The 19,966-nt window shown below is 74.8% G+C and carries 12 protein-coding genes; 10 read left to right on the plus strand and 2 right to left on the minus strand.

Annotated features, from left to right (window positions below; genetic code table 11):
• Positions 1-2: 2 nt before the first annotated feature.
• From AB0424_RS20350 to moeZ, 4 genes are all read left to right on the plus strand, one after another.
• Positions 3-1,451 (plus strand): hypothetical protein, encoded by a 1,449-nt coding sequence (locus AB0424_RS20350; RefSeq protein WP_366307325.1) that lies wholly within the window; start codon positions 3-5, stop codon positions 1,449-1,451.
• Positions 1,452-1,644: 193 nt separating this feature from the next.
• Positions 1,645-2,616 (plus strand): NAD-dependent epimerase/dehydratase family protein, encoded by a 972-nt coding sequence (locus AB0424_RS20355; protein ID WP_366307327.1) that lies wholly within the window; start codon positions 1,645-1,647, stop codon positions 2,614-2,616.
• Positions 2,604-3,350: a spherulation-specific family 4 protein gene (locus tag AB0424_RS20360; RefSeq protein ID WP_366307329.1), complete on the plus strand. Its 747-nt coding sequence runs from the start codon at positions 2,604-2,606 to the stop codon at positions 3,348-3,350. Before AB0424_RS20355 ends, AB0424_RS20360 begins: the two co-directional genes overlap by 13 nt.
• A gap of 63 nt (positions 3,351-3,413) precedes the next feature.
• The gene (moeZ, locus tag AB0424_RS20365) at positions 3,414-4,592 is read left to right on the plus strand and encodes an adenylyltransferase/sulfurtransferase MoeZ (protein WP_366307331.1); all 1,179 of its coding nucleotides are present in this window, start codon (positions 3,414-3,416) and stop codon (positions 4,590-4,592) included.
• A gap of 72 nt (positions 4,593-4,664) precedes the next feature.
• Here moeZ and AB0424_RS20370 read toward each other — a convergent pair whose 3' ends face one another.
• Positions 4,665-6,236, minus strand: a complete 1,572-nt coding sequence (locus tag AB0424_RS20370; RefSeq protein WP_366307332.1) for an alpha/beta hydrolase — start codon at positions 6,234-6,236, stop codon at positions 4,665-4,667.
• A gap of 89 nt (positions 6,237-6,325) precedes the next feature.
• On the minus strand, positions 6,326-8,971 hold the full coding sequence (locus AB0424_RS20375; protein WP_366307334.1) for a lysylphosphatidylglycerol synthase transmembrane domain-containing protein: 2,646 nt from the start codon (positions 8,969-8,971) through the stop codon (positions 6,326-6,328).
• Between the two features lie 156 nt (positions 8,972-9,127).
• Here AB0424_RS20375 and AB0424_RS20380 point away from each other — a divergent pair, with 156 nt between their 5' ends.
• From AB0424_RS20380 to AB0424_RS20405, 6 genes are all read left to right on the plus strand, one after another.
• The gene (locus AB0424_RS20380; RefSeq protein ID WP_366307336.1) at positions 9,128-9,544 is read left to right on the plus strand and encodes an MGMT family protein; all 417 of its coding nucleotides are present in this window, start codon (positions 9,128-9,130) and stop codon (positions 9,542-9,544) included.
• A 176-nt stretch (positions 9,545-9,720) separates the two neighbouring features.
• Entirely contained in the window at positions 9,721-13,119 is a 3,399-nt protein-coding gene (locus tag AB0424_RS20385) for an ATP-dependent DNA helicase (RefSeq protein WP_366307338.1), read from the plus strand.
• A gap of 151 nt (positions 13,120-13,270) precedes the next feature.
• Positions 13,271-14,038, plus strand: a complete 768-nt coding sequence (locus AB0424_RS20390; protein ID WP_366307340.1) for a hypothetical protein — start codon at positions 13,271-13,273, stop codon at positions 14,036-14,038.
• A 92-nt stretch (positions 14,039-14,130) separates the two neighbouring features.
• Complete coding sequence (locus AB0424_RS20395; RefSeq protein ID WP_366307342.1) at positions 14,131-14,937, plus strand: hypothetical protein; 807 nt, start codon at positions 14,131-14,133, stop codon at positions 14,935-14,937.
• 161 nt (positions 14,938-15,098) lie between these two features.
• Positions 15,099-18,542: an ATP-dependent DNA helicase gene (locus AB0424_RS20400; protein ID WP_366307344.1), complete on the plus strand. Its 3,444-nt coding sequence runs from the start codon at positions 15,099-15,101 to the stop codon at positions 18,540-18,542.
• 10 nt (positions 18,543-18,552) lie between these two features.
• Complete coding sequence (locus AB0424_RS20405; RefSeq protein ID WP_366307346.1) at positions 18,553-19,965, plus strand: dipeptidase; 1,413 nt, start codon at positions 18,553-18,555, stop codon at positions 19,963-19,965.
• The last annotated feature ends 1 nt before the right edge of the window (position 19,966 follow it).

A 19,966-nucleotide genomic window follows, 5' to 3' on the forward strand; every position in this document is an offset into this window, starting at 1 on the left:
CCATGCGCGGCCCCGCCGCCCCGACGAGCCCCGGAGCCTGGGACGCCCGCTCCGAAGCCCTCCTCGGCGCGCCCGCCCTCACCCCGTCGGGCGGCCCGGACCCGAGGGCCGCCGCGACCGGCCTCGACCTGCGCGCCCCCGACTCCCCGGACCCGACGGGGGCGGCCGTCCCGGGGGACCCGGCCGGACCGGCGGACCCCGCCGACCCCGTGGACGCCGCCGGCCCGGCCGGGATAGCCCCGATCCCGGAGGCGGCCGCGCCGACCCGCCCGGAGCCCGGTGCCGGTCGGCCCGCGGGCCCGCCCGGAGACCGGCCCGACGCACCGGTCGGCGGAACGGCGTGGCGGACGGAGCAGGCGGCCGCCGCACGCGCCGACGCACGCGCCCCCTCGCCCGGAGCGTCCGCCGCCCCCCGGCCCCGACGCGGGCACGCCGATCCCGTCAAGGTGCTCATGCACCGCCACCGGGACCTGTGCGAGCGGGCCGTGGACCCGCTGGAGATCGCCGCCGGCCTCGAAGCGCAGGGCTTCACGGACCGGACCGCCGCACGCTTCCGGCACCGGGACGTCTTCTCGCTGGCGGAGGAGCTGTACGCGCGCGTGCCGCGCGGACAGGGGACACCCGCGCCGACGGCCGGACCGGAGCCCGACCGCACCCCCTGGGCGCTCGCCGTCCTCGCCCCCGGCGCCGTCGCGGGCCTCGCCGGCATCGCCCTCACCTTCGCCTACGGACCCCTGCGGACCGCCCTCGCGGTCCTCGCGGTCCCGGCCCTCGGCGCCGCGCTGGTACTCGCCGTCCGACGAGGACCCTTCCGGGTCCCCGCCGGCGGGACCGTGCCCGCCGCACGGCTTTGGACGCTCTGGCTCCTGGCGTACGCCGTCGGCGGCGACGGACTCCTCGCCCAGGTCCTCAGCGGCGGCCCCGACGGCGTCTGGGACCTCGACCCCGGCCCGCTCCTCGGGCTCGCCCTCGCCGTGGCCCCCGCCGCCTGGTGCGCGCACCTCTTCGCCCGCCGGGCCCGCCTCCGGATCGCCGAGAGCCGCGGCCTCGCCGACTTCGCCGCGGCCACCAGACCGCTCCTCCTCGGCACCGTCGCCCTCCAGCTGCTCGCCCTCGCCGCGCTGCTCGCCGCCACCGGCTTCAGCCCCGGCGCCCTCGCGCTCGGCGCGCTCCTCCTGCTCGCCCGGCTCCTCACCGTCCACGGCCACCCCGAGACGGCCTCCGCCGCCCTCGCCGCCGCCGGCGCGGCCGAGGCCCTCGCCCTCGCGAGCGTCCTCGCCGCCCGGGTCCCCCTCCCCGGCTTCGACGGGCTCGCCGCCCCGGTGCGCGCCCTCGTCGACTCCTGGGGCCCCGGGGCCGTACCCACCCTCGTCTGCGGCGCCGCCGCGCTCGGCCTGCTGGCCCACGCGACCGGCGCCCTCGCCCGGGCCTCCGCCCACGCCACCCCGTGAGGAGCCCCGCGAAACCGGGAGCCCCGCCGGAGCCGACACCCCGGCGGGCCTCCCACCGCACCACCGCCCGCTCCCGCGGAGCCGACGCCGCGGGCGCGCCCCGTCACCACCTCTCTCATCACCCCGCAAGGAGACCGAAGACCATGACCCGTCAACCCCCAGCACCGGCCGGTCGGCACGAAGGGGCCGCACGATGAGGGTGCTACTGCTCGGAGCCAACGGCTTCATCGGCCGCTTCGTCGCCGACCGGCTGCTCGCCGACCCGGCCGTCCACCTCACCGCCCTCGGCCGCGGCGACGACGCCGACGTCCGCTTCGACCTCGCCTCCGGCAGTCCGGGCGCGCTGACCCGCTTCCTGGACGCCGTCCACCCGGGGGTCGTGGTCAACTGCGCGGGCGCCACCCGCGGCGGCGCCCGGGACCTCACCCGGCACAACACGGTCGCCGTCGCCACCGTCTGCGAGGCCCTGCGCCGCAGCGGCTGCGGCGCCCGCCTCGTCCAGGTCGGCTGCGCGTCGGAGTACGGGCCGAGCCAGCCCGGCTCCTCCACGGCCGAGGACGCGGTGCCCCGCCCCGGCGGCCCGTACGGGGTGTCGAAGCTGGCCGCCACCGAACTCGTCCTCGGCTCCGGGCTCGACGCGGTCGTCCTGCGCGTCTTCTCGCCCGTCGGCCCCGGCACGCCCGCCGGCTCCCCGCTCGGCCGGCTCGCCGAGGCGATGCGCCGGGCCATGCAGGCCGGCGACGGCGAGCTCAAGCTCAGCGGCCTCGGCGTGCAGCGGGACTTCGTCGACGTGCGGGACGTGGCCAGGGCCGTGCACGCGGCCTCGCTCTCCGCCGCGCAGGGCGTCGTGAACATCGGCACCGGCCGCGCGGTCCGGCTCCGCGACGCCGCCGCCGTCCTCGCCCGGGTGGCCGGTTACTCCGGCAACCTGCACGAGCTGGACGCCCCGCACGGCCTGGCGCAGCGCCCGATGATCGGCGCGCCCCGCACCGAGGGGACCATCGCCGACCAGCTGGCCTCCGCGCCCTACCCGTACCCCGACGGCTGCGGCCCATGGCAGCAGGCGGACGTCCGCACCGCCCGCGACCGGCTGGGCTGGCGGCCCCGGATCAACCTGGAGGAGTCCCTCGCCGACATCTGGATGGAGGCGGCGTGTCGCATCTGACGACGACCACCGCCACGGGGGCCGTCCAGGCGCTCGGCGTGGGCGTCCCCGGCTACGCCCACCCCCTGCTCGCCCCGGTCGAGTGGGCCGAGCTGACCAGGCCCGGGACCCCGGTGCACTGGGCGGTGCTCAACGTCGCCGAGGGGCCGGGCTGCCGGCCCGACCCGCACTGTCTGGAGGCGGCCGGGAAGCTCCGCAACGCCGGCGTCAGGGTCCTCGGACACCTGGACGCCGACCACGGCCGCCGGCCCTTCGGGGAGCTCGTCTCGGACGCCCACCGCTTCCTCGACTGGTACAAGGTGGGCGGCTTTTACCTGGACCGGGCCCCCGCCGACCGGGCCGATCTGGCCGGGACGCGACGGGTCACGGCGACCCTGGAGGCGATCCTCGGCGGCGAGGCCCATCTCGTCCTCGGCCACGGCACCCCTCCCCATCCGGGGTACGCCGAGGCGGCCGACCAGCTCGTGACCTTCTCCGGCTCCTGGGTGGACTACCGCTGGTCCCAGGTGGCGGAGTGGACCGCCGACTACGCGGAGTCGAAGTTCGTCCACCTGGTGCACGGGGTCCCGCGCACCCACCTGGAGGAGGCCCTGCGGGTCGCCCGCTGGCAGGGGGCGGGGACGATCTTCTTCACCGACCGCCCGGGTGGGCCGGGACGAACCGCGCCATTTCACTCGCTGCCCGGCTACTGGGACGAAATCGTCTCGCGGATCGGACCGGGTGTCTCGGAATGAGGAGGGGCGTGGCAGTGTTACGGGGAGAACAACCGTACTGACATACCGACAACCGGAGTCCCCGTGTCGCTGCCACCCCTGGTCGAGCCGGCTGCCGAGCTCACCGTAGACGAGGTCCGCAGGTACTCCCGCCACCTGATCATCCCGGACGTCGGGATGGACGGGCAGAAGCGGCTGAAGAACGCCAAGGTGCTGTGTGTCGGCGCCGGTGGCCTCGGCTCGCCGGCGCTGATGTACCTGGCCGCCGCCGGCGTGGGCACGCTCGGCATCGTGGAGTTCGACGAGGTCGACGAGTCGAACCTCCAGCGCCAGATCATCCACAGCCAGGCCGACATCGGCCGTTCCAAGGCCGCGTCGGCGCGCGACAGCGTGCTCGGCATCAACCCGTACGTCAACGTGATCCTTCACGAGGAGCGGCTCGAGGCCGACAACGTGATGGAGATCTTCGGGCAGTACGACCTGATCGTCGACGGCACCGACAACTTCGCCACCCGCTACCTGGTGAACGACGCCTGCGTGCTGCTGAACAAGCCGTACGTCTGGGGCTCGATCTACCGGTTCGACGGCCAGGCGTCGGTCTTCTGGTCCGAGTACGGCCCCTGCTACCGCTGCCTCTACCCGGAGCCCCCGCCGCCGGGCATGGTCCCGTCCTGCGCCGAGGGCGGCGTCCTGGGCGTGCTCTGCGCGTCCATCGGCTCCATCCAGGTCACCGAGGCCATCAAGGTCCTCGCCGGCGTGGGCGACCCGCTGGTCGGCCGCCTGATGATCTACGACGCCCTGGAGATGCAGTACCGCCAGGTGAAGGTCCGCAAGGACCCGAACTGCGCGGTCTGCGGCGAGAACCCCACCGTCACCGAGCTCATCGACTACGAGGCGTTCTGCGGCGTCGTGTCCGAGGAGGCCCAGGAGGCGGCGCTCGGCTCGACGATCACTCCCAAGCAGCTCAAGGAGTGGATCGACGAGGGCGAGAACATCGACATCATCGACGTCCGCGAGCCGAACGAGTACGAGATCGTCTCGATCCCGGGGGCGCGTCTGATCCCGAAGAACGAGTTCCTGATGGGCACCGCCCTCCAGGACCTCCCGCAGGACAAGCGGATCGTCCTGCACTGCAAGACGGGTGTCCGCAGTGCGGAGGTCCTCGCGGTGCTCAAGTCCGCGGGCTTCGCGGACGCGGTCCACGTCGGCGGCGGCGTGATCGGCTGGGTCCACCAGATCGAGCCCGAGAAGCCGGTCTACTAGGACACGGCGGCCCCTCGGCGACGGAAGGGCCCGGACCTCGTGACGAGGTCCGGGCCCTTCCGGCCGTCCGGCCTACTTGCAGACGGTCCCCGAGGGCGGCACCTTGCCGTCCAGCAGGTAGGCGTCCACCGCCTTCTTCACGCACTTGTCGCCGCTGTTGTAGGCGCCGTGGCCCTCGCCCTCGTACGTCAGCTCCACGCCGACGCCCTTGCCGAGCGCGTTCACCATCGCCCGGGCGCCCTCGTACGGCGTCGCCGGGTCGCCGGTGTTGCCGACCACCAGGATCGGCGCCGCGCCGGGGGCGGACACGTCCGGGTGCTCCCAGACGCCGGGCACCGGCCACTGCGAGCAGCTCGCCAGCGCCCAGCCCATGAAGTCGCCGAAGACGGGCGACGCCTCCCGGAACTGCGGGAGCCGCTCCTTCGCCTGGCCGAGCGTGTAGCGCTCCTTGAAGTCCACGCAGTTGATGGCGGCGTTGGCGGCCTGGATGTTGCTGTAGGAGCCGTTCTGGTCGCGCCCGTTCATCGCGTCGGAGAGCGACAGGAGCAGCGCGCCGTCGCCGCCGTCCGCCGCGTCGAGGCCCTGCTCCAGATAGGTCCAGTACTCCTTGGAGTACAGCGCCTGCGCGATGCCGTTGGTCGCCTGCGTCTGGGTGAGCTTCCGGTCGCCGATGCCGGGGATCGGGTTCTTGTCCAGGGACGCCAGGAGCTCCATGACGAAGTCCTCGATCTCGGCGACGGTCGAGCCGGGCAGGGTGCACTCGTCGCCGCGGTCGACGCAGTCCTGGGCGAAGTTGTCCAGCGCGAGCTGGAAGCCCTTCGCCTGGCCGAGGGCGCCGTCCTCGACGCCCGCCTCCGGGTCGACGACCGCGTCGAAGACGGCCCGGCCGACGTTCTTCGGGAACATGTGGGCGTACACGCCGCCGAGTTCGGTGCCGTACGAGATGCCGAAGTAGTGCAGCCGGTCGTCGCCGAGGACCTGCCGCATCAGGTCCATGTCCCGGGCCGCGTTCTCGGTGCCGACGTGCGGCAGGGCGGTGCCCGAGTCCCGCTCGCAGCCCGCCGCGTACTTCTTCTGCGCCTCCGACAGCGTCCGCTCCTCCGCCTCGTCGTCGGGCGTGAAGTCCAGGGCGTAGTAGGCGTCGAGCTCCTTGTCGGTGGCGCACTCCACCGGGTCGCTGCGGCCCACCCCGCGCGGGTCGAAGGAGACCAGGTCGTACCGGCTGCGCAGGGTCTCGTAGTCCGCGGCGAAGCCCGGCAGGGCGGTGACCCCGGAGCCGCCGGGGCCGCCGAAGTTGAAGACGAGCGAGCCGATCCGGCGGGCACTGTCCTTCGCCCTGGCCCGGATGAGGGCGAGCTCGATCGTCTCGCCCTCCGGCACCGACCAGTCCAGCGGCGCCTGGAGGAAGGAGCACTCCCAGGCCGCGCCGCCGGGGAGCGGAGAGGGCGCGGGCCCGCCGCCCTCGGCCGCCGACGGCGGGGGACAGGGCGCCCAGGACAGCTTCTGCTCCGTCAGCGCCGCGACCCCGGAACCGCTGGCCTTCGGCGGCTCCTCCGTGCCGTCGCCCCCGTCCGAGCACCCGGCGGCGAGCAGCACGGTGGTGGCGGTCAGCAGTGCGGCGCGCTGGGCGACGGAGATCGGCATACACCCATGGTGGGCCGTCGCCCCCGCCCCCGCGCGGGACGGAGGTCCATGCGGGTGGCCGGGGCGCGGCGCCCCTGGAGAGGCCCGGCCTAGAGCGCCTCGCGCTTCGTCAGCCAGTTGAAGCAGAGCCAGCCCGGCAGGACCGGGATCCACAGGGTCAGCAGGCGGTAGAGCAGGACGGCCGGGGTCGCGACCTCGGCCGGCAGGCCGACCGCCACCAGACCCAGGGTGAGCGCGGTCTCGACCGCTCCCACGCCGCCCGGGGTCGGCGCGGCCGACCCGAGGGCGTTGCCCGCGAGGAAGACGACGGCCACGCTCGCGTAGCTGATCGACACGCCGTTGTGGTCGAAGGCCCGGATCGAGGCGTCCAGGCAGAGCACGAAGGTGAGGGTGAGCAGCAGCATCCCGCCGATGCCGGTGACCAGCTTCATCGGCCGCTGGAGCACGTCCAGCATGCGCGGCACCACACCGGCGAAGAGCGAGCGCAGCCGTGTCGAGACGAACTTCCGCATGAACGGGATCGCTGTGACGACGAGGACGAGCACCGCGACCGTGAGGAGGCCGGCGATGACCGTCCTCGACGGGGTGAAGGACTGCGACCGTTCCGTTCCCGTGAGGTAGCCGAAGGAGAGCAGGAGCAGGATGTGCGCCCCGAGCCCGAAGAGCTGGGAGGCGCCGACGCTCGCCACCGCGAGCCCCGGCCGCACCCCGGAGCGCTGGAGGAAGCGGGTGTTCAGGGCGACGCCGCCGACGGCCGCCGGGGCGACGATCTTCACGAACGAGCCGGCGACCTGGGCCACCACCGTCCGCCAGAACCCGACCCGCTCCGGCACGAAGCCGAGCAGGCTCATCGCCGCCGCCACATAGCTGAACGCGGAGAACAGCACCGCGGCCGCGACCCACCGCCAGTCCGCCTCGCTGATCGTCGACAGCGGTGTCCGGGAGATCTGCGACAGCAGGAAGTACGCGGCGACCGCGCCCGCGATCAGACTGACCAGGGTCCGCGGCTTGATCCGCTCCAGGCGGACCGGTTCGGCCGGCGCCTGAGGGCGGATGAGCAGCACCTGCTGCCGGATCTGGGCCAGCAGGTCCTCCTCGCGGGCCTCGTCGAGCGCGGTGTCGAGGGCCCGCTTCTCGGCCTTCTTGTCCGCCTTCTTCTCGGCCTTGGTCTCCGCCCGGGCGGCCGACGGGTCCGCCGCGGCCTCGGCGGCCTGGGCCTTCGCCAGCTCCCGCTCGTGCTTGGCCGCCCCTGAGGCGGCGAGCACGGCCTCCCGCTCGCGGGCCGACCGCTCCCGGGCCTGTCTCCGCAGCGTCGCGCGCGTGGAGCGGCTCAGCGCGATCGGCTGGAGCAGGGGCAGACAGTCGGCGACGGCGTCCGGGCCGAGCACCTCGACGGCCGCGGCCACCACGCGCTCGGCGCCGACCCGCAGGCCGAGCGTGGTGAGCAGCTGCGCGATGTCCATCCGCAGGACCAGGTCGCCGGCCGCGATCTCGCCGCCCCGCAGATCGGTCAGGATCACCCTGCCGGAACGATCCACCAGAATCGCGTCCCCGGTGAGCCGGCGGTGCGCGATCCGACGCGACTGCAGCGCCCGGACCTGCCGCCACGCGCTGGTGACCAGCTCGTCGGTGATCTCGTCGTCGTCGAGCGAGTCCAGGCTCCGGCCGCCGATGTGCTCGTACACGAGCATCACCGCGTCCGGCCCGAGCTCCGAGGTCGCGATCAGCTTCGGCGCGTTCGCCCCGGCGGCGATCGCCGCGTACGCGAGGAGCGCCTCCTGCTCCAGCGCCTGGCGGAGCGAGACGATCGACCGTCGGGTGGTGATCGTCCGCAGGGTGATCCGGCGCCACGCGCGGTAGAAGAAGCCGTGCGCCTGCTGCTCGCGGTCGACGACGGTGACGTCGAGCGGGGGACCGTTCTCCAGGGTCACGATGTAGCGGCGGCCGCGGTCCCCGCTGTCCGCCGAGTCGGGCACGCCCTCGGCGCGCAGCGCCGTCACCGGCCGGAAGCCGACCCGGCGCAGTCCGGCGAGGAGGGTCTGCCCGGTGGGCCGCACGTTGGGCGAGCCCACCGCGTAGAGCGTGCCGTAGGCCACCGTCCAGCCGATCAGCACGGTCAGGATGATCGACAGGGCGGTGGTGTAGCCGGCCACCAGCATGGTGAAGGCGTCGAGCAGCAGCACCACCCAGAGCGACACCCGCCAGCGCGGCCTGCGGGCCATGCCCACGGCGGTCATGTACGCGATGACCGGGGCCAGGTAGTTGTGCACCGGGTCGGTGAGCCCGCCGCCGGACTGCGGCTGGGTCAGCGCGTCCTGGATGGTGCCGGGCGCGGCCTGGGCGACCCAGAGGTCGGTGGCGAGGGTGACGCCGTGCGCGAGGACGGCGGCGAGGACGCCGTCGGCGATGCGCAGTCCGTCGCGCTTGATCAGCCGCTCGATGGCGAAGGCGACCGGGACGAGCAGGACGGCGATGGAGGAGAAGAGACCGGCGATCTTGACGAAGACGTCGGGGGCGCCGACGGCGCCCTTGTTGATGTCCTCCTCGAGGCCCGAGGTCGTGGCGTGGGCGAACGCCGCGATCGCGATGACCAGCCCGATGGCGAGCAGGCCGACGAGCAGCCGCATCAGGTCGGACGGCCGGTGGACCCGGGCGGCGAGCAGCGGCTCGTCGCCGGAGACCCGCTCGGGCACGTCGGCCTGGCCCCCCTCGGGAGGCTGCGTGTCCTGCCCCATCAGCATGTCCGTCTCTGCCCGCGTGTCTTCTCGATCACGTTCTTGTTCTCGTACTTGTCGCTCTTGATCTCGTATCACCAGTCACCGCCCGGACGATGGTGGCACGAAGAGCCCGCGCGCGGAGGCATCAGGGCCATGTCGGTGGGGTGAGGCAGGATGGTGCGGATGAGCATGGAGGAGCCCGTGGGGGAGACCGGAGAACTGCCCGAGTACGCGGAGCGGGTGCTCGACGTCGCCGACGGGATCCCGCCGGGCCGGGTCATGACCTACGGCGACGTGGCCGAATGGCTGGGCGAGGGCGGACCGCGGCAGGTGGGCCGGGTGATGGCCCTGTACGGCGGTGCCGCGCCCTGGTGGCGCGTGGTCCGGGCGGACGGGACGATCCTCCCCGGCCATGAGCTGCGGGCCCTCGGCCACTACCGCGAGGAGGGCACCCCGCTGCGTGCGGCGGGCGCGTCGGCCGAGGGCCACGTGCCCCGCGTCGACATGCGGCGGGCACGCTGGGACGGCACCCCGGACCCCGGTCGGGCGGACGGCGCCGGCGGCGGCGGAGGTGCCGGAACTCACACCTGAGGGCGGGGGCCAGGAAGGCGCGGGCGGGACGGCCCCGCCGGGGTGGAAGCGGTCCGGAGTGCGGCTCGTCGACGGCCCGCTTCGCGTAACGTCGACGTTCGCGTCTCCCGAGGCGGCGGCCACGGCACACGGCCGCCTCACCCGCACCACCACACCCACCAGGACCGGCGATCCACGTGAGCACCTCCTCCACCACCCGGCGTACGCCGCCGCACCAGGGACAGCCGTACCCGGGTACGGGACGGCAGCGGACCCCGGGCGCGTACCGGCTGGTGCGCACCACACCGGCCCGCCAGGATCCCCCTCAGCTGGACGCAGCGCAGCGGGAAGTGGTTGACCACGCCGGCGGACCGCTCCTCGTCCTCGCCGGACCCGGCACCGGCAAGACGACCACGCTGGTCGAGGCCGTCGCCGCCCGCATGGAGAGCGGCACCGACCCCGAACGCCTCCTCGTCCTCACCTTCAGCCGCAAGGCCGCCGTCGAACTCCGCGACCGCATGGCCGCCCGGCTCGGCGGCCGCCGCCCGCCCCAGGCGACCACCTTCCACTCCTACTGCTACGCCCTGATCCGGGCCCACCAGGACGCCGAGATCTTCGCCGAACCGCTCCGGCTCCTCTCCGGGCCCGAGCAGGACCTCGCCGTACGCGAACTGCTCGCCGGCCAGATCGACCTGGAGAAGGCGGGCCTCGGCCGGGTCGGCTGGCCCGACGAACTGCGCGCCTGCCTCACCACCCGCGGCTTCGCCGACGAGGTGCGGGCCGTCCTCGCCCGCTCCCGCGAGCTGGGCCTCGGCCCGGACGCCCTGGCCCGCTTCGCCGACCGGGTCGGCCGCCCCGACTGGAAGGCCGCCGCCGGCTTCCTCGCCGAGTACCTCGACGTCCTCGACCTCCAGGGCGTCCTCGACTACACGGAGCTCGTGCACCGCGCCGTCCTGCTCGCCGAACAGGTCACCCTGCCCGCGTACGACGCCGTCTTCGTCGACGAGTACCAGGACACCGATCCGGCACAGGTCCGGCTGCTGCACCGCCTCGCCGGCGACGGACGCTCCACCGTCGTCGCCTTCGGCGACCCCGACCAGTCCATCTACGCCTTCCGCGGCGCCGACGTGAACGGCATCCTCGACTTCCCCGCCTCCTTCGGCGGCGCCGATGTCCGGGTCCTGGGTGCCTCCCGCCGCTCGGGCGCCGCCCTCCTCGGCGCGACCCGGCAGCTCGCCCAGCGGATGCCGATGCCCCGGCTCCCCGCCGACAAGGTCCGCGCCCACCGGGACCTCGCACCGGTACGGGACGGCGGCCGGGCCGAGGCGTACACCTACCCCACCGCCTCGGCGGAGGCCGAGAACATCGCCGACCTCCTCCGCCGCGCCCACCTGGAGGACGGTGTCCCCTGGCAGGACATGGCCGTCCTCACCCGCGCCGCCGCCACCCTCCCGTCCCTCCGCCGCGCCCTCACCTCCGCCGGCGTCCCCGTCGAGACCGACGCCGCCGACACCCCCCTCCGCCACGAACCGGCGGTCGCCCCGCTGCTCCTGGCCCTGAGAGCGGTGTCCTCGGCCTCCCCGGGCGCCGCCCGGGCCGTCCCGGACGACGGGCCGCACGAGGACCCCACGGACGAGACGGACCGGACGGACCGGACGGACCGGACGAAGGAGGCGGACGACGCGGACGGGGCGGACGAGGCCCCGGCCGCCGCCGCTGCCGCGTGGCTCCCCGTCGACACCGCCCTCGACCTCCTCGCCTCCCCCCTCGCCGGCGTCGACCCCGCCGACCTCCGCCGCCTCGGCCGCGCCCTGCGCGACGAGGAGCGCGCCGCCGGCAACAAGGTCCCGCCGCCCTCCGACGTCCTCCTCGCCCGCGCCCTCGCGGAGCCCGAACGGCTGGTCGCCCACGACCCCGCGTACGCGCGCGGCGCGAAGCGGCTCGGCGACCTGCTCCGTGAGACCCGCACGCTCCTCGCCGGGGGAGGCACCGCCGAGGAGGCGCTGTGGGTGCTGTGGAACGGCACGCCGTGGCCCGGCCGCCTGGAGCGCGCGGCCCTGCGCGGCGGCCCCGCGGGACGCAACGCCGACCGTGACCTGGACGCCGTCTGCGCGCTGTTCGAGACCGCCGCCCGCGCCGAGGAACGCGTCGGCGGCCGTGGCGTCCTGAACTTCCTGGAGGAGCTCGACGCCCAGGACATCGCCGCGGACACGCTCACCCGCCGGCACACCCGCCCGGACGCGGTCCGGCTGATGACCGCCCACCGCTCCAAGGGCCTCGAATGGAGCCTGGTCGTCGTCGCCGGACTGCAGGAGCGGCTCTGGCCCGACCTGCGCCGGCGCGGCTCGCTCCTCGAAGCGGACCGCATCGGCCGCGACGGCCTCGCCGAACCGCTCACCCCCGGCGCCCTCCTCGCCGAGGAGCGCCGCCTCTTCTACGTGGCCGCCACGCGCGCGCGTGACCGGCTGGTCGTCACCGCGGTGAAGGCCGCCGCCGAGGACGGCGACCAGCCGTCCCGCTTCCTCACCGAGCTCGGGGCCGAGCCGACGGACGTCCCCGGCCGCCCCCGCCGCCCCCTCGCGGTCTCCGCCCTCGTCGCCGAGCTGCGGGCCACCACCGTCGACCCCGCCGCCTCGCCCGCCCTGCGGGACGCGGCGGCCGACCGGCTCGCCGCCCTGGCCGCGCTCACCGACGAGGACGGCCAGCCGCTGGTGCCGGCCGCGCACCCGGACCGCTGGTGGGGCCTGTTCGAGCCCACGCGCGGCGCGGCGCCGCTGCGCGAGCGCGACCGGCCCGTGGCGCTCTCCCCGAGCTCCCTGGAGAGCCTGGTCGGCACCTGCTCCCTCCAGTGGTTCCTGGGCCGCGAGGTCAAGGCGGCCGCCCCGGCCACCGCCGCCCAGGGCTTCGGCAACGTGGTCCACGTCCTCGCCGACGAGGTCGCCTCCGGCCGCACCCCCGCCGACCTCGACGTCCTCATGGCCCGCCTGGACTCCGTCTGGGACGGCCTGGCCTTCGACGCGCCCTGGAAGTCGGCGCAGGAGAAGGGCCACGCGCGCGTGGCCCTCGAACGCTTCCTGCGCTGGCACGTCCTGGACCGGGGCGGCCGCACCCCGGCCGCCTCCGAGCACGGCTTCGACGTGACCCTGGAGGCGGGCGACTACGAGGTCCGCATCCGCGGCTCCATGGACCGGGTGGAGACCGACGAGCAGGGACGCGCGTACGTCGTCGACTTCAAGACCGGCAAGTCGGCCCCCACCCGCGACGAGGTCGCCCACCACCCGCAGCTCGCCGTCTACCAGCTCGCCGTCCGGGAGGGCGCCCTCGACGAGGTCTTCGACGGCCGGCGCCCCGAGCCCGGCGGCGCCGAACTCGTCCAGCTGCGGCAGAGCGCCCCGCAGAAGGAGGGCGGGGACGCCCTGCCGAAGGTGCAGGCGCAGCAGCCCCTGGAGGGGGAGTGGGTCGGCGAGCTGCTCGCCGACGCGGCGGGCCGGGTCCTCGACGAGCGGTTCACCCCGAGCACCGGACAGCACTGCACGACCTGTGCCTTCCGGGCCTCGTGCAGCGCACGGCCCGAGGGCCGCCAGGTCGTCGACTGACAGCCGGCCGCCGCCTGTGCGGAGCGTCACGTTCTGCCCCGTGCATCCTTTTCCCTGCCTCACCGGTCCATGTCTCCGTGACGTCCGCATAAGGGCGTCGTGAAGACAAGCTGTGAGAAAGCCGTCCGGAACGGCTGTGAGGAGTACGCGCATGAGGGTCGACAGGAAGCTCTGGACGGTGGCGGCGGTCTGCGTGGCCGTGGTCGCGGGTGTCACGGGCTGTTCCAAGGGCGAGGACAAGGCCGCCGACCCCTTCGCGGGACTCACCGCCGACGCCATCGCCGACAAGGCGGTCGAGACCACCAAGGGCGCCACCGCCTTCCGCATGCACGGCAAGGGCAACACGGACGGCGAGGACGTCAGCGTCGACTTCTCCGTCGACGACAAGGGCAACTGCAAGGGCTCGATGCAGGCCGTCAAGGGCGGCAAGGCCGACATCGTCGGCACCGGCGGCACCACGTACATGAAGGGCGACGACGCCTTCTGGAAGTCCACCGGCGGCGACGAGGGCGCCTCCGCCGAGGAGTCCGGCGCCATGTCCGCGCTCCTCAAGGGCCGCTGGCTGAAGATGCCGAGCGAGGCCGGCGCCGAGGGCCCCGGCGCGTTCTGCGACCTGAAGCAGATCGTCAAGGACATGGACGAGGAGACGCCGCGCAAGGGCATGACCCGCGGGGCCGACGCCGACGTCGACGGCCGGTCCGCCGCCGTGCTCAGCAAGAAGGACACCGCCAAGGGCGAGACCGTCACCTTCTACGTCGCCAAGGACGCGGCCAAGCCGTACATCCTCCGCGTCGTGACGACCGGCGGCAAGGACCCGGGCACGGTCGACCTGGGCGACTTCGACAAGCCGGTCACCGCCGCCGCCCCGCCGGCCGACCAGACCGTGGACATGGCGGAGCTCATGAAGGGCGCCTCCTGACGCAGGCACGCCCCGCGGCGCCGGAGTAGCGGGCACGCGCGCGCGGGGCGACCCTGGTGGGACGGCCCGGGGGGATCGGCGAGGAGGCTCGCATGACGTCCCACTCCCCCCGCACGCTCCGCGCGGCGGCCGTCGTCTGCGCGGCCGTCGTCGTCGCGGGTCCCGCTCCGGCGGCCTGGGCGGCGGCGGAGTCCGCCCCGTCCCCCGCCGCCGCCGTCGCACCGTCGCCCGACCCCTTCGCCGGGCTCTCCGCCGACGAGATCGCGGACCGGGCCGTCACCGCGACCCGGTCCGCGACCTCGCTGCGCATGACCGGCCGGATCGTCACGGACGGCCAGCCCCTCGACATCGACTTCGCCCTCAGTGACAAGGACGAGTGCACCGGCCGCATGAAGATCAAGGGCGGTGTCGCCGAGCTCCGCAAGGCCGACGACATCACCTACATGAAGGGCGACGAGGCGTTCTGGCGGGCGTCGATGACCTCCCAGGGCATGCCCGAGCCGCAGATCGCCGCCACCATCGAACTCATCAAGGGACGCTGGCTGAAGATCGCGCCCGGTCAGGCCGGCAGCGAGGACCTCGGCGGCGTCTGCGACCTGAAGTCCCTCCTCGCCGACCTCGGCAGGGACAAGGAGGAGCGCGGCCCGCTCACCCGGGGGCCGGACGCCGAGGTCGACGGAGCCCCCGTCGCCACCCTGGTCAGGAAGGAGGACGGCGAGACCACCACCGTCTCCGTCGCCCGGGAGGGCAAGCCGTACATCCGGAAGATGGTCAAGGCCGGCGGCGAGGACCCCGGCACGATGCTCCTCTCCGACTACGACAAGCCCGTCCGCGTGGTCGTCCCGCCCGCCGACCAGACCGTGGACCTCACCCGGCTCGACCCCGGCGCGTCCGTCTAGGGCCTGTCGTCACATTCCCTTCGTTGCCCGAAGGGCGGCCCTGCGGCGAGAGCGCGTGTCAGGCGTCGCGGGGCAGAGGGGAATGTGACGACAGGCCCTAGGACCCCGGGCGGGAGGCGTACGGGGCCGGAATGTCGGTCGGCCCCGTTAGCCTCTTTGGGGTGACCGCACGCATCACCGACCCCGAGCAGCTCAAAGAGCTCCTCGGCATCCCGTTCACTCCGGAGCAGACGGCCTGCATCACCGCGCCGCTCGCCCCGCAGGTCGTCGTGGCCGGAGCCGGCTCCGGCAAGACGACGGTGATGGCCGCCCGCGTGGTCTGGCTGGTCGGCACGGGCCAGGTCGCCCCCGAGCAGGTCCTCGGTCTCACCTTCACCAACAAGGCCGCCGGCGAGCTCGCCGAGCGCGTCCGCACCGCCCTCGTCCGCGCCGGCGTCACCGACCCCGACGTCATCGACCCGGACGACCCGCCCGGCGAGCCCCGGATCTCCACGTACCACGCCTTCGCCGGGCAGCTCCTGACCGACCACGGCCTGCGCATCGGCCTGGAGCCCACCTCACGGCTCCTCGCCGACGCCACCCGCTACCAGCTCGCCGCGCGCGTGCTGCGGGAGGCCCCCGGCCCCTACCCGGCGCTCGGCCGGTCCTTCCCGACCCTCATCACCGACCTGCTGGCCCTCGACGCCGAACTCGCCGAGCACCTCGTCCCGCCCGAGCGGCTCGACGCGTACGACGGCGAGCTGCTCGACGCCCTCGCCGGCGCCCGGCTCAGCAACGCGGAGCTGCGCAAGATCCCCGAGGCCGCCGCGGCCCGCCGCGAGCTCCTCGACCTCGTCGTCCGCTACCGCGCCGCCAAGCGCTCCCGCGACCTGCTCGACTTCGGCGACCAGATCGCGCGCTCCGCCGAGCTCGCCACCACCCGCCCCGAGGTCGGCGAGATCCTGCGCGAGGAGTTCCGGGTCGTCCTCCTCGACGAGTACCAGGACACCTCCGTCGCCCAGCGGCTGCTGCTCTCCGGGCTCTTCGGCCAGGGCACCGGCCACGCCGTCACCGCCGTCGGCGACCCCTGCCAGGCCATCTACGGCTGGCGCGGCGCGTCCGTCGCCAACCTGGACGACTTCCCCGAGCACTTCCCGCACGCGGACGGCCGCCCCGCCGACCGCTTCTCCCTCTCCGAGAACCGGCGCAGCGGCGGCCGCCTCCTCGACCTCGCCAACGGCCTCGCCGCCCCCCTGCGCGCCATGCACGCGGGCGTGGAGGCGCTGCGGCCCGCGCCCGGCGCCGAGCGGGACGGCAGCGTGCGGATCGCGCTCCTGCCCACCCACGCCGAGGAGATCGACTGGCTGGCCGACTCCCTCGCCCACCTCGTCCGCACCGGCCGCGAGCCCGGCGAGATCGCCGTGCTGTGCCGGACGGCCACCGACTTCCCCGCCATCCACGAGGCCCTCGTCGCCCGTGACGTCCCCGTCGAGGTCGTCGGCCTCTCCGGCCTCCTCCACCTGCCGGAGATCGCCGACCTGGTCGCCGTCTGCGAGGTCCTCCAGGACCCGGGGGCCAACGCCTCCCTGGTCCGTCTCCTCACCGGCCCCCGCTGGCGCATCGGCCCCCGCGACCTCGCCCTCCTCGGCCGCCGCGCCCGCCTCCTGGTCCACCGGGGCGGCGACGAGCCGGACCCCGAGCAGCGCCTCGCCGCCGCCGTCGAGGGCGTCGACCCGGCCGAGGTCGTCTCCCTCGCCGACGCCCTCGACACCTTCCTCGGCTCCGGCGGCACCGACGACGACGGCCTGGCCTTCTCCGCCGAGGCCCGGGTCCGCTTCGCGCGCCTCGCCACCGAGCTGCGCGCCCTGCGCGGCTCGCTCGCCGACCCGCTCATGGACGTCCTCCACCGGGTCCTCGGCGCCACCGGCCTGGAGGTCGAGCTCTCCGCCTCCCCGCAGGCCCTGGCCGCCCGCCGCCGCGAGACCCTCGGCCACTTCCTCGACATCGCCGCGGGCTTCGCCTCCCTCGACGGCGAGGCCAGCCTGCTCGCCTTCCTCGGCTTCCTGCGCACGGCCGTCCAGTTCGAGAAGGGCCTCGACAGCGCCCTCCCGGGCGGCGAGAACACGGTCAAGGTCCTCACCGCCCACAAGTCCAAGGGCCTGGAGTGGGACGTCGTCGCCGTCCCCGGCCTCGTCGCCGGCCAGTTCCCCAGCGCGCGCGCCCGCGAGTCCTGGACCTCCCAGCCCCAGGTCCTCCCGCACGCCCTGCGCGGCGACGCGCCGACCCTGCCGGCGATCGACACCTGGGACGCCAAGTCCCTCACGTCCTTCAAGAACGCGATGCGGGACCACCAGCACACCGAGGAGCTCCGCCTCGGCTACGTCACCTTCACCCGCCCCCGCTCCCTCCTCCTCGGCTCCGCCCACTGGTGGGGCCCCGAGCAGAAGAAGCCCCGCGGCCCCTCGGACTTCCTCCACGCGCTGTACGACCACTGCGCGGCCGGCCACGGCGACATCGAGTCCTGGGCCGACGAGCCCGCCCCCGACGACCGGAACCCGTCCCTCGCGGACGGCGGCCCGGACCGCCCCTGGCCCCTTCCGCTGGACGGCGAGGCCCTCGCCCGCCGCCGGCAGGCGGCACGGCAGGTCCTGGCCAGGCTGTGGGCGGACGCGCCCGAGGAGGCGCGCGACGCCCCGCTCACGCAGCCGGCCGCGCGGCACCCGCGTGCGGCGGACCCGCGCGCCGGGGACGACTCCCGGCCCGAGCCCGAGCCCGATGAGGAGGGACCCGTCTGGGAGGAGGAACCCGTCTGGGACGAGGACGAGGAGACCCTCCCCGAGGACACCCACGCGGACGCCGTCCCCGCACCACGCGAACCCGCCGCCGCTCCCGCGGAGCCGCCGCACGGCGACCTCACCCCCGAGGACGCCCGGACCATCGCCTCCTGGGACCGCGACCTCACCTCGCTCACCACCGAGCTGCGCCGCGCCCGCGCGACGACCCGCGACGTCCTGCTGCCCGCGTACCTCTCCGCCTCCCAGGTGCTGCGGCTCGCCGCCGACCCGGACGGCTTCGCCCAGGAGCTGGCCCGGCCCATGCCCAAGGCGCCGCAGCCCGCGGCCCGCCGCGGCACCCGCTTCCACGCGTGGGTGGAGTCGCGCTTCGAGGAGCTGCCGCTGCCCTTCCTCGGCCCGGAGGAGCTGCCCGGCGGGGAGGACTTCGCGGGCGAGCCGGAGATCCTCGACGAGCGGGACCTGGAGACCCTCAAGGAGGCGTTCGCGCGCACGCCGTACGCCCGGCGCACCCCGTACCGCGTCGAGGTCCCCGTGCACCTCTCCCTCGGCGGCCGGGTCGTCCGGGGCAGGATCGACGCCGTCTACCGGGACCCGGAGACCGGCGCGTACGAGATCGTCGACTGGAAGACCAGCCACCAGCGGACCGCCGACCCGCTCCAGCTGGCGATCTACCGGCTCGCCTGGGCCGAGCAGCACGGCCTCGCGCCCGAGGACGTCGCCGCCGCCTTCGTGTACGTCCGCACGGGCGAGGTGGCCCGCCCCGCCCGCCTGCCGGGCCGGGCCGGGCTCGAAGCCATCCTGCTTGGCGGAGCACCCCCGGACGCCGGATAGGCTCGGAGGCATGAGCGAGACCCCGGACAGCGCCGTCCACGCCGTACGCACGTACATCGAGCAGCACCGTGCCGCCTTCCTCGGCGACCTCGCCGAGTGGCTGCGCATCCCCTCGGTGTCGGCACAGCCGGACCGGGCCGGGGACGTCCGGCGCAGCGCCGAGTGGCTCGCCGCCAAGCTCACGGAGACCGGCTTCACGACCGTCGAGGTCTGGGAGACCGACGGCGCCCCGGCGGTCTTCGCCGAGTGGCCCTCGGAGGACCCCGGCGCCCCGACCGTCCTCGTCTACGGCCACCACGACGTCCAGCCGGCGGCCCGCGAGGACGGCTGGCACACGGACCCCTTCGAGCCCACCGTGGTCGACGGCCGGATGTACGCGCGCGGGGCGGCCGACGACAAGGGCCAGGTGTTCTTCCACACACTCGGCGTCCGCGCCCACCTCGCCGCCACCGGCCGCACGGCACCCGCCGTCCACCTCAAGCTGCTCGTCGAGGGCGAGGAGGAGTCGGGCTCCCCGCACTTCCGCGCCCTGGTCGAGTCCCGCGCCGGGCGCCTCGCCGCCGACGCCGTGATCGTCTCCGACACCGGCATGTGGTCCGAGACGACGCCCACCGTCTGCACCGGCATGCGCGGAGTGGCCGACTGCGAGATCGAGCTGTACGGCCCCGACCAGGACATCCACTCCGGCTCCTTCGGCGGAGCCGTGCCGAACCCGGCCACCGTCGCGGGCCGGATCGTCGCCGCCCTCCACGACGCGGACGAGCACGTGGCGATCCCCGGCTTCTACGACGGGGTGACCGAGCTCACCGACGCCGAGCGCGCCCTCGTCGCCGAGCTGCCCTTCGACGAGGAGGCGTGGCTGCGGACGGCCAAGTCCCACGGCACCCTCGGCGAGGCGGGCTTCTCCACCCTGGAGCGGGTCTGGGCCCGCCCCACCGCCGAGGTCAACGGCATCGGCGGCGGCTACCAGGGCCCCGGCGGCAAGACGATCATCCCCTCCTCCGCCCAGCTGAAGCTGTCGTTCCGGCTCGTCGCGGGCCAGGACCCCGACAAGATCGAGCTCGCCGTACGCGCGTGGCTCGACGGACTCGTCCCGGCCGGCATCCGGTACGGGATCACCTTCGGCGCACCGACCCGCCCGTGCCTCACGCCCCTCGACCACCCCGCCCTCAAGGCGGTGGCCGGCGCCATGAGCCGGGCCTTCGACGGCGCGAAGGTCCGCTACACCCGCGAGGGCGGCTCCGGCCCGGCCGCCGACCTCCAGGACGTCCTGGAGGCACCCGTCCTCTTCCTCGGCATCTCCGTCCCGTCCGACGGCTGGCACGCCCCCGACGAGAAGATCGAGCTCGATCTCCTCATGAAGGGCGTCGAGACGACCGCTCATCTCTGGGGCGACCTGCCCGCCGCCCTGGGGCCCGTCTGAC

This window comes from Streptomyces sp. NPDC051180, from assembly GCF_040689545.1.
Lineage (GTDB): Bacteria > Actinomycetota > Actinomycetes > Streptomycetales > Streptomycetaceae > Streptomyces.